Source organism: Desulfobulbus alkaliphilus, assembly GCF_016918545.1.
Taxonomy (GTDB): Bacteria; Desulfobacterota; Desulfobulbia; order Desulfobulbales; family Desulfobulbaceae; genus Desulfobulbus; species Desulfobulbus alkaliphilus.
Genome location: NZ_JAFFQC010000002.1, coordinates 38379 through 54587, shown reverse-complemented (window position 1 = coordinate 54587; position 16209 = coordinate 38379). Strand labels below are relative to the sequence as shown.

The following is a 16209-nucleotide window of genomic DNA, read 5'->3' as shown; positions in this document are numbered from 1 at the left end:
TGCCGGCTGTAATCCTTCTGTGCGGGTAGTCGCGCCCGTGCAAAGATGGAATGCTCTGATCGCTTGCAGTTTGATAGATCTCTGTTCACATCATGTATATTTTGTAAACGTTCGCCGGGTGCAAGCAAAGGCTGCCTGACCTGGAAACTGGTTATTATATTCTTTTTTTATGAGGCTCCACCTGCATGGCTGATCGAGAGATTTCCAGTACGACCACGGTGCATCGCAAAGAAAATTCATTGTTCAGCGCAGTTACCTGGACCGATACGTATTATAACGAGGCTTTTTCTTCGCCCGGGCAAGCTCGTGAACACTGGCAGCAGATTGTAACCACCCTTGAAACAAGAGGGGCGACAGCGTTGAAAAAGGATGATGAACGTGCCAGGCAAATGCGCCACGAAGATGGTGCAACCATAAATCCTTTCGATGACCCTGCCAGACGAAGCACCGCCTGGGATCTGGATCCGATCCCCATCATCATTGATGCTCCTGAGTGGAGCGCTTTGGAAAAAGGGCTCATTCAACGAGCGCAGCTCTTGGAAAAAATACTTGCTGATGTATACGGAGGACAGCTGCTTCTGAGAGATGGTCATCTCCCCGTTGATCTCGTTTTTGCCAATCCCAACTATCTCTATTCCTGCCACAAAATACGTCCGCCCGGCAATCGTTTCCTGCCCATGTATTCCGCGGATCTCTACCGGGGCGTTGACGGACGTTTCAGGGTTCTTCGTGATTACGCGGCGTATCCAGCCGGATTGGGCTATGCACTTGAAAACAGAATCGTCATGTCCCGGATATTTTCCGAACTGTATCATCATACCCAAACTCTCAGGTTGGCGACATTTTTTAAAGCATTCCACAAAGCGCTCATCCAGCGTGCCTCGCTTGGCCACGAAAATCCAGGTATTGTCCTGCTCTCTCCAGGGCCGGAGAGTTATATATATTTTGAGCATGCCCTTCTCTCCCGCTATCTTGGCTATCCGCTGGTTGAGTCACAGGACCTGACAGTTCGAAACGGTAAAGTTTTTCTTAAAAAACTTGCCGGCCTTGAACCGGTTGAAGCTATATTTCGTCACTTATCTGATCTCAACTGCGATCCTTTTGCCCTGCGCCGGGAGACAGCAAGCGGTGTTGCCGGTCTTATTCAGGTTTGCCGAGAAAACAATATCGAAATAATCAACCCCATTGGCAGTGCTTTTGTGGACACTCCCGCGCTGTCTACAACGTTACCTGTACTCTGCAAGACCCTGCTTGGTCAGGATCTGTTGATTGATAATCATCCAGCCTGGTGGTGCGGTACTGATGAGGGGTATCATTTCGTTGTCAACAATCTCGATCAGTTGACGCTCTCGTATGCCATGGAACACAAAGGTATTGATGATCCGCCGGAGATTTTTTTAAATCGTATCATGTCAGCCCCCCGAAACTACATCGGGTCTGCGCCATTGACACCAGCTGTTGCACCTGGTTGGAACCAGCATGGCATCAGCAACAGCCATATTCTGCTTCGGGTATTTGTTTGTGCCACAGAGGAGGGATATACGGTTATGCCCGGCGGCTTGGCTATCACTGCCAGGGAGGCAGAAACACTGTTTTACAATTCTCCGACAATGCAGCGCAGCAAAGACGTCTGGGTATTGTCCGATAGACCGGTTGAACCCTTCAGTCTCATGAAAGATTTTCACTCGATTGATGAATTCAAGCGCAGTAACGATCTGCCCAGCAGAGTAGCCGACAATCTGCTCTGGCTGGGAAGATATCTTGAGCGTACGGAAGGGCTGGTGCGGCTCCTCCGGCATATTTTTGGTAAATTATCAGGGGAAGACCGCCCGCGGGACATCCCGGAACTCAGCTTTCTTCTCAAGCTGCTCAGCGTCAAAAATATTATCCCCACCCCCCCCGAAGACGTTACGGATACTCCTCTTTTCTCCACCTTATCAACCCAGCTCAATAATGCCATACTTCGACGCGATGGCGTGGAAAGTGTGAACTCTCTTCTGGGAAACGTTCGAAGGACCGCGCGCAAGGTGCGTGATCGCCTTTCTCTTGATTCTTCGAGGATTATTAATCATCTTGAAGACCTTGCCGGTTCCAGTTTTATTGATCCTCTTGAATTTCTCGATGAAACACTTTTCGCTCTCAACGCCTTTTCCGGTCTGACGCTCGAAAGCATGACCCGCAGTCTCGGTTGGCGTTTTATGGATATAGGTCGCCGGGTTGAACGGGCCATCAATCAGACGCATTTAATCCGTACTTCTCTTCCCCTGGTCTGCTGCGAGTCCCGCAACACCTTGGAAACCTTGCTGGAAATCTCGGACAGCATCATGACATACAGAGCACGATACCGCTCAGCCATTCAGCTCGCCCCGGTTCTGGATCTACTCCTGGTCGATGAAAGCAACCCAAGATCGCTGGCCTTTCAGCTCAGCACGATTAACGGCCATTTAGAACATCTGCCACGTCAGCATGAACGGCCTTTTGCTTATCAGGAAGAGCGTATTGCTCTGAAAATGCTGACTGAGATCCGTCTGCTTGAACTCCAGCCCATTAATTGTCAGGAAGAAAACAACAGCAACGAGGCATTGGCTGATTTTTTAGGTTCCACAGCGAAAAACCTCAAAGAGTTCTCTCAGCAGATTACCGGTCATTATCTGACCAGAGTGCAGACAACACCTCATTTCGCCATGATTCGTGGTAAAGAGAAACAATGAAATACGCGATCACGCATACAACCGGATACACCTATTCGGAACCTGCTTCACTTTCCCAAAACGAACTTTTTCTGAGTCCCCGCACCACTGCTTACCAATCCGTTTTGCAAAGCAGTCTGGAAATTCTTCCACAACCGCAGTACCGGCACCGGCGCACGGATTTTTTCGGAAACACCGTAGATGTCTTCATGATTCAGGAACCTCATAATGAACTTAAGGTGAAAGCTACCAGCATTGTGCAAACCTCCATTCAAGTACAACCAGATCCGTCTACGACCCCACCATGGGAATCAGTGGCTCAACGTTTGCTGTCATATAAACACCGGGATGACTTTGACGCCCTCCAGTTTCTTTTTGCCAGCCCGCTGATCACGGTCAGTTCGCAAACCGCAGCCTTTGCCAAAACATCTTTTACACCAGGAGCCCCGGTGCTGTTCGCCGCCCTGGACCTGATGCAGAGAATTTATAATGAATTTTCCTATGATAAAACCGTCAGTACCATTGATACAACGGTGAGCCAGATTCTAGAAAAGCGCAGAGGGGTGTGTCAGGACTTTGCCCACCTGACTATCAGTTGCCTGCGCGCTCTCGGCCTGGCCGCACGGTATGTCAGCGGGTATCTGGAAACAATACCGGCTCCGGGAAAACCCAAACTGATCGGTTCAGACGCATCTCATGCCTGGGTCTCTCTTTTCATTCCGGACTTCGGTTGGGTTGATTTCGATCCGACGAACAATCTCGTTGTTGGAGAACGACACATAACTCTGGCCTGGGGGCGTGATTATGGTGATGTTGCACCCGTCAAAGGTGTTGTTATGGGCGGCGGAACTCATCGACTCTCTGTCAACGTTGATGTGGCAGTTGAAAATATTTGGACACCAGCACGTTGCATGCAAAACGATTCTCAACCCATCAAATGTCGTGATTAACTACCATCAAGATTCAGATCAATGGGTCATCTACGACGACAATTGGAACGGCTGGTTTATAATAACCGGCATTGGTGTGATCGGTGACCGTAACTGATCTTTGGCCTACTTTATGAAAAGCACCGGTATCATCGAAGACAACGTAAACTCGCTGCTGGATGTGTATTTCAGATTGTGTTCTGTAGAGGTTAACTGTACGAACATTGCTCGAATGGCGGCTGTTTTGTCCTTTGACGGTCGAGCACCCTGGAGCAATGAGCGAATGTTCGTTAGCAAAACCGCACGAATAGTGAAGGCGGTCATGACCACCTGCGGTATGTACGACGGATCAGGAGAGTTTGCCGTGGACGTCGGTCTGCCCGGGAAAAGCGGGGTTGGCGGCGGTATTATGGCTATTTCACCACAGCGTCTGGGAATCGCTGTTTTTGGGCCGGGTTTGGACGTCAAAGGAAACAGCCTGGCAGGCTGGAAGCTCCTTGAATGCCTGTCGGATGAACTGGATTTAAGCATTTTTTCGTCACGGCGGGGCTGTGCGGATGATGTGGCCTTTGGGTAATCCTGCCATGGAAAGTGCGCTTTTCGCACCACCGATCTGTCGCCGCCCTTTTCTCCCTGCAGTAATATAAGCTCCGGTCGAGTAGCAATGGACGGCTTCGATCAAATCACCAGCATTATCGCCCTGACCATGGGAGTGGCCTGGGCCAGTGGTATCAACCTGTATGCCGCCATCCTGATGCTGGGGGTGATGGGATTGAACGGGACAGTCGACTTGCCCGCGGATCTGCAGGTATTGGCCCACCCCTGGGTGATCGGGGCGGCGGGCCTGATGTATGTGGTTGAGTTTGTTACCGACAAAATTCCGGGACTGGACACGCTCTGGGATTCGCTGCACACCTTTATCCGTATCCCAGCTGGAGCCGTGCTCGCTGTCGGGGCCGTGGGGCAGGTCGATCCGGCCATGATCACGGCCGCTGCAATCCTTGGCGGGACGGTGTCCGCCGGGACCCATGCGGTCAAGGCCGGCTCCAGGATTATGGTGAACACCTCTCCGGAACCGGTCAGCAATTGGACCTTGTCAATCAGTGAAGATCTGGCGGTGATTGCCGGCATCTGGGCCGCGGTCCAGTATCCCTGGGTGTTTTTAGCGTGTTTTCTTCTTTTCATCCTGGCGGCCATATGGCTGATCCCCCGAATCTGGCGGGGCATTGCTTCTCTTTTTCGTCGGTTGACAGGGGTGTTGAGAAAAGACCGTTCCAGATGAGAAATCTCCAACCAGCAAAGAGATTTTTCGATCTGCATCGTGGCGCACCGGCAAATGCTATCACAGGCATAGAGCCGATTGTCCTGTCCCTTGGGAAATGATATTGACGATGTGGACAAAATGCCTGCACGGTTTCCTGAAAACTTCAACCAACAATGAATATGGAGTCCCTTGATGGAACAGATCACCGCCCCACAACCATACAAGCCTACCCACAAAGTTCGCTTTGTCACCGCGGCCTCGCTCTTCGACGGTCACGACGCCACCATCAATATCATGCGCCGTATCCTGCAGAGTACCGGGGTGGAGGTGATCCATCTCGGCCATAACCGCTCGGTACAGGAGATCGTCAATGCCGCCCTGCAGGAAGATGTCCAGGGCATTGCCATCACCTCCTATCAGGGTGGACATGTCGAATTTTTTACCTACATGATCGATCTGTTCAAGGAAGGCGATGGGGCAAACATCAAGGTGTTCGGAGGTGGCGGCGGAGTCATTGTCGCTGAAGAGTTGCAGGAGCTGCACGCCTATGGTGTCTCCAGGATCTATACCCCTGAAGAGGGGCAGAATATGGGCTTGCAGGGCATGATTGACGAGGTGGTCAGTATAGCGGATGTCGATCTGTCCCCCCTTGCACCCCAGGATCTGGATGCCGTTCTCAGCGGACTGAAAAGCGGCAATCGGAGAGTCCTGGCCCGGGTGATAACCGCTCTGGAAAACAGCGCCTATCCGGAATCCCTGGGCCAAGGGATCAAGGAGGCCATCGCAGACATCAAGACGCCGGTCCTGGGGATCACCGGAACCGGCGGAGCTGGGAAGTCGTCGCTCACCGACGAACTGGTTCGCCGCTTCCGCCTTGACCAGGATGACCGCCTGAAAATAGCCATTATCAGCATCGATCCATCCCGGAAACGAACCGGCGGAGCCCTGTTGGGTGACCGTATCCGTATGAATGCCATCGAGCATCCCAATATTTACATGCGCTCGCTGGCCACCCGGGAGACCGGTTCGGAGCTTTCCACGGCCCTGCCCGAGGTGATTGCCGCCTGTAAACTGTCGGGTTTTGACCTGATCATTGTCGAAACCTCGGGTATTGGCCAGGGTAATGCGGCCATTGTGCCCTATGTGGACACTTCGCTCTACGTCATGACGCCGGAATTCGGGGCTGCTTCCCAATTGGAAAAGATCGATATGCTCGATTTTGCCCATTTCGTGGCCATCAATAAATTTGACCGGAGCGGTGCCGAGGATGCCCTGCGCGATGTGCGCAAGCAATACCAGCGCAACCATGGAGCCTTTGCCACCCCCGCTGACCGGATGCCGGTTTTTCCCACCATCGCCGCCCGCTTCAACGATGAGGGAGTGACCGCGTTGTTTCAGGCTCTGCTGCCCACCCTGCGTGAGCAGGGACTCGTCCTCAAGCCGGGCCGCCTGCCGACGGTGACCACGCCGCAATCAGCCGGTCATCGTGCCATAGTTCCGGCGGAACGCTCCCGCTATTTGGCTGAAATAGCAGCTTCGGTCCGTGACTATCATGCCCATACCGAGGACCAGGTGGACAAGATCCGTGAATGTCAGGCCCTGACCATCTCCAGGAAGTTGTTTTCCATCTGCGGCAAGCCGCTGGGCAGCTTCGATGAACTGCTTGGACGAAAGGAAGGGGAGCTGGATCCCCAGGTACGGAGAATGCTGGATCAATGGCCGGAGTTGGCTGCCCAGTACCGGGGGGAAGAACATGTGGTCAGGATCCGCGACAAAGAGATCCGCACCAGATTGACCCGAACCTCGTTGTCAGGATCGATCATCCGCAAAGTCTATCTGCCGCGCTATCAGGACCAGGGCGAACTCCTCCGTTTTCTGCGCAAGGAAAACCTGCCGGGACTGTTTCCCTTTACTGCCGGTGTTTTTCCCTTCAAGCGGGAGAATGAAGATCCAACCCGGATGTTTGCCGGAGAAGGGGATGCCTTCCGCACCAACAGGCGCTTCAAGACGGTCAGCGAGGGTATGCCGGCGCATCGTCTCTCCACGGCCTTTGACTCGGCCACCCTGTATGGCTGTGACCCGGACGAGCGGCCGGATATTTACGGCAAGATTGGCAATTCAGGCGTTTCCATTGCCACTCTGGATGACATGAAAGTGCTTTACAGCGGTTTTGACCTGTGTGCGCCGACCACCTCGGTCTCCATGACCATCAATGGACCGGCACCGATCATCCTTGCCTGTTTTTTCAACACCGCCCTTGATCAGCAGATCGACCGCTTTGCAGTCGACTACGGTCGCCAGCCGACCGCGGAAGAGGCAGCCGACATTCGCAGGCGGGTTTTTTCCTCGGTTCGCGGCACGGTCCAGGCGGACATCCTCAAGGAGGATCAGGGCCAGAACACCTGTATCTTCTCCACTGAGTTTGCCCTGAAAATGATGGGCGATATTCAGGAATACTTTGTCGAGCATCAGGTCCGTAATTTCTATTCAGTCTCCATCTCCGGCTATCATATTGCCGAGGCCGGGGCCAACCCGATTTCACAATTAGCCTTCACCTTGGCCAACGGGTTTACCTATGTCGAGGCCTACCTGGCGCGGGGGATGCACATCGATGATTTTGCTCCCAACTTAAGTTTCTTCTTCTCCAACGGCATGGAGCCGGAATACTCGGTGATCGGCCGGGTGGCCCGCCGTATCTGGGCCGTGGCCATGAAGAACAAGTATGGCGGCAATGAACGTTCACAGAAACTGAAGTACCACATTCAGACGTCGGGCCGTACCCTGCACGCCCAGGAGATGGCCTTCAACGACATCCGCACCACCCTGCAGGCCCTGATCGCCATCTATGACAACTGTAACAGCCTCCATACCAATGCCTATGACGAGGCGATCACCACCCCCACGGAAGAATCGGTGCGCCGGGCCATGGCCATTCAGCTGGTCATCAACCGTGAATGGGGCTTGGCCATGAACGAAAACCCCAATCAGGGTGCTTTTATCATCGACGAGTTGACCGACCTGGTTGAAGAGGCGGTGCTCAAGGAGTTCGAGGCCATTGCCGCCCGCGGCGGGGTGCTTGGCGCCATGGAAACCGGCTATCAGCGCAGCAAGATCCAGGAAGAGTCGCTCTACTACGAGCATAAAAAACATGACGGTTCCTATCCGATTATCGGGGTCAACACCTTCCGCAATCCCAAGGGTGAAGTCCCGATCGAGATCGAGCTGGCCCGTTCAACCGAGGAGGAAAAACAATCCCAGATCAAACGGCTGCGCGAATTCCAGGCGCGCAATCAGGATGCCGCCGGCCCCATGCTTGACCGACTCAAGGACACGGTGATCAACAACGGCAATGTCTTTGCCGACCTGATTGATGCGGTGCGGGTCTGTTCCCTTGGTCAGATCACCTCGACCCTCTATGAGGTGGGCGGCCAATACCGACGCTCCATGTAGTTGCTGCCGCCCCACGTGTGGGGCGGTTTTAAAAAGGGGGGATGATGCATTGGTCGTTGATGTTCAACGATCAATGCATCATCCCCCTTTTTTTATGTGCATGTTTTACGGAATCGGTCTGAATCGGCAAGTATCCTTTGACTTAGCACGGATACCATTTATATCTTGTAAGGCTTGCAAAGAGGAGAGTCGCACCTTCTCTCTCCTGTTACCCTCTTGGCGGACATGGCTGCTGGTCAAAACGTCCGTGGAGTTTTAAGCATGAACGAGATTGAGGACCGCTGGTTGTCGACATCGGAAAACTACAAACACCCCGAGATCAGCAATGACACCGTATACCAATGGATCAGATCAATACACATGAAATGCCCGCGCACCGCATGAGCCGTCTCTGGAAGTTCAACATAAGCCAGGTAGATGCCTGGGTCGAATCCGGCGGCGCGGCGGAGCCCGGCAACACCAGCCCCGGCGGCACACAATAAGGAATGGAGCATTCATGAATCTGACCGAACTTCTCACCACGCTCGAAGCGCCCATCGTGGTGCGCCCCACCCGGCGCATGACCCAGGGCGAGTTGGAGAGCTATCTCGACAAGGCCGCCGACATCCTGCGCGGCAATGCCGACCATTCCGAGTTTCGCGGCTATGTGTTCGCCCTGCTGTTCTACAAGCGCATCAACGACTGCTACGAGGAAGAGGTCCGCACCCAGGCCGATACCCTGATCAAGGCGGGCGTGGAGCAGGAGCAGGCGCTGCAACTGGCCCGCGATCCGCAGAACCACCATTTCATCGTCCCCGAGGCGGCGGACTGGGCCAAAGTCGCCCGCACCGCCAAGGGCCAGCTCGGCCAGGCGTTGAACGACGCCATGCTCGCCATCGAGCGGGCCAATGCCCACCGGCAGAACAATTTCGACGGCATCCTCACCGGCAAGATCGATTTCAACAAGCAGAACGAGTTGCCCCGCGACAAGCTGGTCAACCTGATCAACCACTTCGGCAGCAAACAGTTTGACCGCGCTCACGTCTCCGATGACCTGTTCGGCAACGCCTACGAGTACCTGATCCGCAACTTTGCCAGCAAGGCGGGCAAATCGAGTGGCGAGTTCTACACCCCGGCCGAGGTGGGTTTTCTCATGTCCGAGATGTTGGAGCCGAAACCCGGAATGAGCATCTGCGACTGGGCCAGCGGCTCCGGCGGACTGCTGCTGCAGTGTCTCCGCTATGTGAAGAAGCGCGGCGGCGACGTGCGACAGCTCTTTCTGCATGGCCAGGAATCCAACGTCGTCACCTACAACATCTCGCGTATCAACATGATCCTGCATGGCGTGCCGGTGTGGGAGCACAAACAGGGCGACTCCCTGCGCGACCCGCGTCATCTCACCAGTGCCAACCGCCTGAAAACCTTCGACCGCATCATCATGAATCCTCCTTTTTCACTGGAGGATTGGGGGCACGACACCGTGGCCAGCGGCGACAAGTTCGGCCGCCTTTCGTTTGGCATGCCGCCTGCCTCCAATGGCGACTGGGCCTGGCTGCAGCAGATCGCCAAGTCGTTAAAAGACTTCGTCCCCGAAAACGGCGAGTCCGGCAAGGGGATGGTGGTCATGTCCCAGGGGGTGCTCTTTCGCGGTCAGCCGGAACAGACCGAGGAAGAGGACGGCCAGAACCAGAAGGCCGACGCTGAATATGTGATCCGGCGCGGCTTCGTGGAAGCGGACTTGATCGAGTGCATCGTGGTGCTTCCCTCCAAGCTTTTCTACGGCAACGGCGTGCCCGCCTGCCTGCTGCTCTTGAACAAGAACAAGCCGGAGGCGCGCAAGGGCAAGACTCTGATGATCTGGGCCTCGCGTCACTTCCAGAAAGCCAACCCCCAGAACCTGCTGCGCCCCTCGGACCTGATGCGCATCCTGGTGCCCTGGCGCGCCTTTGGCGATCTGGACCGGGCCAAGACCTTGGTGGACAGCCATGCCGCGCTACTGATCCGCGAGGTGGAGCAGAACCGCGACCAGCGCTTGGCTGATATCGAGGATGTCTTCGGCCCTGTACTTGCGCCGCTGGCGCGACTGGTGGCTGAACAGGCCGAACTCGACGCGCTGGATCTCAAGGTGGCCGCCGTCAATGACGCCATCGCCCCCGAACACAAGTGGTTCGGCCCGCTCGCCACGCTCAAGGCCGAGGTGGAACAGGTGCAGGTCCAAATCGACGCCGCCGGGCGAGGCGACAAGGCGGCGCTCAAGGCCAAACTCGCCAAGCCCAAGAAGCAATTCGACGATGCCCGCAAACTGCTGATCGCCGCCATCAAGGCCCATTTGAAACAACTCAACAAGGCGATCAAGGAGCTGAACAAGCTCCAGGAGGAGCGCGAAAGCCGCGAGCAGGAGATCCGGATCGCCGCCGAGCGCGAGATCGCCCACCTGAACGAGGCGGCCGACGACCTGCGCCGCATCTGCAACGACCCCGATGAGGCCCGCCGCTACTTCGCCCTGGTGAACAAGGGCGAGATCGAGGAGAACGAATTCAACCTCAACCTGCCGCGTTATGTGGATACCTTTGAGCCGGAGGTGGTGGTGCCGCTTTCGGATGCGGTGCGAAATCTCAAAGCCGCTGAAATTTCTGCAGCTACAGCCAGGGCTGAGCTTGAGCGGATATTTGCGCATGTGGGAGTCGTTCAAGGATGAAGCCGCTTTACGACAACCCATTGCCTACAGGTTGGAACGAAAAGCCGCTGGCCCAAGTGGTCCAGCTTCGGCGCGGTTATACCTGGACGAAAGAGGACGAAACCGACCGCCCAGAAGAGGGGGCTGTGCCAGTCATTCGTATTCCGAATATCCAGGACCGGCTGGAATTGGGCAATCTGGTTTATCTACGCAATATTTCACTAGAGGCGCTTGAAAAAGCCGCCGTTACCAAAGGATGGCTGTTGTTTATAGGTTCCAATGGATCTCAGGACCGGATTGGCGATTCGGTATTGATGGAAGAAGATCGCGCAATGGTCTTTGCATCGTTCCTGATGGGGATGACGGTCAAAGACCAGGAAGAATTGATACCTGAATTCCTGGCGAGTTGGATGCGCATACACCTTGTGCATGAATGGTTCAGTAAAACTTCACAACAAACAACTGGGCTTGGTAACTATAGTTGGGGTGCGGTCAAGAAATTGCCGTTGCGCTCTCCAGCCGACCCCGACGAACAACGCCGCATTGCCGCCGCGCTGAAGCTGGCCGACGAAGCCATCGCCAAGGCCAAGGCCGAGTTGGAGGCGACACTGGAGTTGAAGCGCTCGCTGCTTCGATCCTTGTTCGCTGAGGGTCTTTCTCATCCGCAAGGTCTGCACTGTTCCAAATGGATTACCTGCCCTTCCCACTGGACGATCAAGCCTTTGAGGCATTTTGCAAAAGTTACTTCGGGTTTCACTATGGGGCGCGACTTGTCCCGTCACGAGACCGAGACCGTACCGTATGTGACGGTTGTAAATGTTCAAGATGGTCGATTTGAGTTGAGCAACATCAGCTCTATCGAGATCAAAAAAGAGGAATTGAATACTGACCTTCTCCAGTACGGCGACATTTTGATGACAGAAGGCGGGGACCGCGACAAGCTTGGTCGTGGTGGTATGTGGCGAAAGGAAATCGTGCCGTGTAGCTATCAAAACCATATTTTCAGGGTTCGTTTGGATGCCGACGAATTCAAACCAGAGTTATTTCATTTCCTGATTCAAACCTACCAGGCCAAGAACTATTTCTATGCCCACGCCAAGCAAACGAGCAATCTTTGCACCATCAATTCGCGGGAATTGAAAAACTGGCCGGTGGCAATACCGCCAATGCCAGAACAGGAAAAAATGGTTAAGGCGTTGCAAGCTGCTGAGAAGCAGGAAATAGCTGTGTCGGGGAAGGTCGAAGCTCTCCAGCAGGTCAAAAAATCCCTACTACAAAACCTGCTCACCGGCAAAATTCGCATACCCGAGGGGGCCATCCATGGTTGAGACAAGGGATATATCGCCCGGCTACCTCACGACGCCGCCCACGGTGGCGCGCCTGTTCAACGAGGAGACCACGGTCGAGCGGGAAATCATCGAGCATCTACAAACGCCGGCGCTGGGTTGGACCTACCACTCCCGCGAGCAAGTGGCCGGGCTACGCCCCGACGAGCGCGAGGTGCTGCTCTTGCCGCTGTTGCGAGAGAAGTTGAAAGCGCTCAACCCGGTCATCCTCACCGACGAGGCGCGGGTAGACGCCATCATTATCAAGCTGCGCGCCTGCCGCGACAACCGGCAGTGGCTGGCCTGGCTGCAGAACGGCGTCAATTATCAGTTCGACCCGTCCGAGAAGGCCAAGGATGTGCGACTGATTCACTTCGACGACCTCGACGCCAATGAATGGTGGGTGACCAACCAGTTTCCGGTGGAGGGCAACTCGTCCCGGCGGCCGGACATGGTGCTGTTGATCAACGGCATTCCGGTGGTGGTGATCGAGGCCAAGACTGCCAGCCGCAACAAGCCCGATTGGCGCGAGGGGGCCAAGCAGCTCGGTATGTATTCGGCAGAGATCGACCAGCTCTTCTACACCAATGCCTACGGCGTGGGGGTAAACGAGACCCGTATGATGTACGGCGTGCCGGGGCGGCGCTTGCAGTTCTGGTTGCAATGGCGCGACCCCTGGCCGCACGGCATCGACGAGTTCGACGAGATGAAGGTCTCGCTCTACGGCCTCTTCGATCGGGCCAACATGCTCGACTTCATCCGCCATTTCATTGTTTTTATGACCAAGGACGGCAAAACCGACAAGGTGGTGGTGCGCTATCAGCAGTATCTGGCGGTAAAGGACATCCTCGGCCGGGCCACCGATATGACCCTGCCACCGGAGAAACGGCGCGGGCTGATCTGGCACACGCAAGGCTCGGGCAAGACGCTGACCATGATCTATGCCGCCCGCAGCCTGTGGGAGGACCCAAAGCTTAACCAGCCCACGGTGATCCTGCTGGTGGACCGGGAGCAGCTCGGCAACCAGATGGACCGCGAATTGATGGCCACCGGCACTGAGAACGTGCATGTGGCGGCCAGCAAGCGCGACCTGGAAGCGAAGCTCGCGGGCGACTATCGCGGGGTGATTCTCACCACCGTGCACCTGTTCGAGGGAATGCCCAAGTACATCACCAAACAGCGCCAGAACGTCATCGTCATGGCCGACGAAGCCCACCGCACCCAGGAGCGCGAACTTGGCACCTATATGCGGGCGGCGGTGGACGGGGCCTCGTTGTTCGGCTTTACCGGCACCCCCATCGAGAAGGACGACCACAACACCCCGGTGGCCTGGGGCCAGGTGAAGGACGACGGCACCATCGAGCGCTACATGGGCCGCCCCTACACCGTCACCGATGCCCTGCGCGACGGCGTGGTCAAGCCGATCCACTGGCAGCCGCGCAAGACCGATTGGCAACTCTACGGGGCCAAGCTCGATCTCGCCTTCAAGCGGGAATTCGGCCACCTGCCTGAGGCCGAACAAAACAGGCTGGTGAGTCAGTCCTCCACCCTGGATGTGCTGTTGAAACTGCCCAAGCGTATCGAGCAGATCGTCGACGACGCGGTGATCCATTTCAACGAGCATGTGCGGCCCAATGGCTTCAAAGCAATGCTGGTCTGCAAGGATAAGGAAACGGTGCGGCTCTACACCGAGGCCCTGCGGGCGCGGTTGGGGGGTGAGGCGGTGATGGCGGTGATCTCCGAAGCGCCCAAGGACGATCCGGACGCGGTAAAGGCACTCTATCTCGGCGAGGTCAAGCGCAAGAAGCTGCTCAACGAATTCCTGATTCCAGTCCAGTCCGAAATGCCGGAACACCAGGACAAGGAGCTGCGCAAGGTGGAGCTGCTGGTGGTCTGCGACATGCTGCTGACCGGTTTCGACGCCCCCATCCTGCAGGCACTTTATCTCGATAAAAACCTGCGCGACCATGGTTTGCTGCAGACCATCGCCCGGGTGAACCGCCCCTATAACGAGCTGAAGGGGCAAGGTCTTGTCCTCGACTACTACGGCATCTTCGACCACCTGAACGAGGCGCTCAACTACCGGCCCGAGGAGCTGGGCGACATTGCCTTTCCCTTCGAGCGCATCCGTGAGCATTTCCGCCGTCAGTTCGACAGCCTGTGGGCGCTCTTCCCCGAGGAGACGGTGCCCCGTGACGGGTCGCACTCGGCTTTCATCGCCGCCATGAAGATCCTGCGTGACGGGGAAGGGGCGGAAAAGACCTTCGATACCGGCTACCGCAACCTGCGGGTACTCTACGAGGCGCTGCAACCGGACGAGCAGCTGCGTGACTATGTGCGTCCCTATGCCTGGCTGACCAAGCTCTATATGCTCTACCGCAAGAAGTTCTATCCCGATGCGGCCCTGGAGGCGACAGAGGAGGACGCGGCCCGTACCAGGGAGCTTATCCGCCAGCATATCGACGTGGAGGAGCTGGAAAAGGCGTTCCCCACCTATGTGCTGGACGAACATTTCCTGACCAAGCTCAGGGACAAGAAGCCCGACGCCAAGGCGCTGGACATCGAGGCGATGCTCACCGCCGAGTTGCGCGTCAGGCTGGATCAGGATGAAACCTTCCGGCCGTTGTCGGAAAAGCTGCAACGCATCATCGACGAAAAGCGGGCCGGAACCCTGGCAGGAATCGCCCTGATCGAGGAGTTGGAATCCCTCACCGAGGCGGTGCGTTCCGCCGTGGAAGAATCCAAACGCCCCATCGGCCAGCAACTGGCGCTCAAGATCAAGGCCCGTAACGTCGCCCTGACCGAGACCCAGGCCGCCGAGGTAGCTGCCGCTATCCTCGACGAGGCAGACAAACACTGCTTCTCCGGCTGGTGGAATGTAAGCTCCATCGATCCGGAACTTTCCAAGGCCTTGCTCCTGCTGGTCGCCGGGCGTTTCTCAGCGATGGGGCTGCTGGCGGGCGACGTCATGGAGTTCATCGGTCAATTGGTGCAGGTGCTCAAGCGCAAGCAGTACAAGCCGGGAAGTAAGGACGCATAAATGAGCCGACACGCCCACATCGAACTGCCAGACGGGCGGCAACTCGACTACGAGATCCGCCTTTCCTCCAAGGCCCGCAGCCTGCGTTTGAAGATGACGGCACGGGAGGGTTTGACGGTGATCGCGCCCAAGGGGCTCGATGAGCGGCAGGTGGTCGAGCTGGTGAGCGGCAAGCGGGATTGGATCGCGGCGAAACTCGATCAGTTTGAGGAGGTGCGGCACCTGCTCGTTGAAAAGATGTCGGCCCGGCCTGAGGCCTTTGACCTGCCCGCGCTGGCGGAGAGCTGGCGGGTGGAATATCGAACCACCAAGGGTAAGACCGTCGGGGCGCGCACCGATCAACAGGGTCGCATCCAGGTCTATGGCGCGGTAACGGACGATGAACGCTGCAAGGCTGCCCTGCGCCGCTGGCTGGCCAGACACGCCAAGGAAACATTGCCGCCGTGGCTGGAGTCGCTGGCCGTCGAGAGTGGTTTGCGTTTCAGTCGCGTCATCATCAAGAACCAACGCACCCGCTGGGGCAGCTGCTCGGCCGATGGCGTGATCAGCCTGAACGCCAAGCTGCTGTTTCTGCCGCCGAAGCTGGTCCGCTATGTCTTGATGCACGAGCTGTGTCACACCCTGGAGCGCAACCACACCAGCCGCTTCTGGACCCACCTGCGCCAGTTTGAGCCGCAATCCGACCTGCTGCACGGCCAGATGCGGGATGCCTGGAAACAGGTGCCGGTATGGGCGCACATGGTGCAGGCTGCCAGGGAGAGTGTTTGATGATGAACGTTTTTTTCAAAGGCATTATCAGGAACCGCATGGGTACCGGGATTCGTGGACGGCATGGCAATACAAACAGGAGAGGAA

Annotated in this window: 9 protein-coding genes and 1 pseudogene; all 10 read left to right on the top strand. The window is 56.3% G+C overall.

Translation table 11 applies throughout. From position 1 onward, the window contains the following. The first annotated feature begins 185 nt into the window (after nt 1-185). The 10 genes and pseudogenes from JWG43_RS01305 (at nt 186) to JWG43_RS01260 (ending at nt 16122) form a co-directional block, all read left to right on the top strand. Nucleotides 186-2711, top strand: a complete 2526-nt coding sequence (locus JWG43_RS01305; RefSeq protein WP_205241004.1) for a circularly permuted type 2 ATP-grasp protein — start codon at nt 186-188, stop codon at nt 2709-2711. Then, nucleotides 2708-3640 (top strand): transglutaminase family protein, encoded by a 933-nt coding sequence (locus JWG43_RS01300; RefSeq protein ID WP_205241003.1) that lies wholly within the window; start codon nt 2708-2710, stop codon nt 3638-3640. Before JWG43_RS01305 ends, JWG43_RS01300 begins: the two co-directional genes overlap by 4 nt. Before the next feature lie 100 nt (nt 3641-3740). After that, nucleotides 3741-4196 (top strand): glutaminase, encoded by a 456-nt coding sequence (locus JWG43_RS01295; protein ID WP_338033210.1) that lies wholly within the window; start codon nt 3741-3743, stop codon nt 4194-4196. 87 nt (nt 4197-4283) lie between these two features. Continuing rightward, nucleotides 4284-4901, top strand: coding sequence for a DUF4126 domain-containing protein (locus JWG43_RS01290; protein ID WP_205241001.1), 618 nt, complete (start codon nt 4284-4286; stop codon nt 4899-4901). Between the two features lie 174 nt (nt 4902-5075). Continuing rightward, on the top strand, nt 5076-8333 hold the full coding sequence (icmF, locus tag JWG43_RS01285; protein WP_205241000.1) for a fused isobutyryl-CoA mutase/GTPase IcmF: 3258 nt from the start codon (nt 5076-5078) through the stop codon (nt 8331-8333). 261 nt (nt 8334-8594) lie between these two features. Further along, nucleotides 8595-8815: pseudogene (locus JWG43_RS20160) on the top strand (excisionase family DNA-binding protein). Between the two features lie 14 nt (nt 8816-8829). Continuing rightward, the gene (locus JWG43_RS01275) at nt 8830-11010 is read left to right on the top strand and encodes a type I restriction-modification system subunit M (RefSeq protein WP_205240999.1); all 2181 of its coding nucleotides are present in this window, start codon (nt 8830-8832) and stop codon (nt 11008-11010) included. Then, on the top strand, nt 11007-12317 hold the full coding sequence (locus JWG43_RS01270) for a restriction endonuclease subunit S (RefSeq protein ID WP_205240998.1): 1311 nt from the start codon (nt 11007-11009) through the stop codon (nt 12315-12317). Before JWG43_RS01275 ends, JWG43_RS01270 begins: the two co-directional genes overlap by 4 nt. Beyond that, on the top strand, nt 12310-15354 hold the full coding sequence (locus JWG43_RS01265) for a type I restriction endonuclease subunit R (protein ID WP_205240997.1): 3045 nt from the start codon (nt 12310-12312) through the stop codon (nt 15352-15354). Before JWG43_RS01270 ends, JWG43_RS01265 begins: the two co-directional genes overlap by 8 nt. Further along, a complete protein-coding gene (locus tag JWG43_RS01260; RefSeq protein ID WP_205240996.1) occupies nt 15355-16122 on the top strand; it encodes a M48 family metallopeptidase in 768 nt (255 codons plus the stop codon). Nucleotides 16123-16209: the final 87 nt, after the last annotated feature.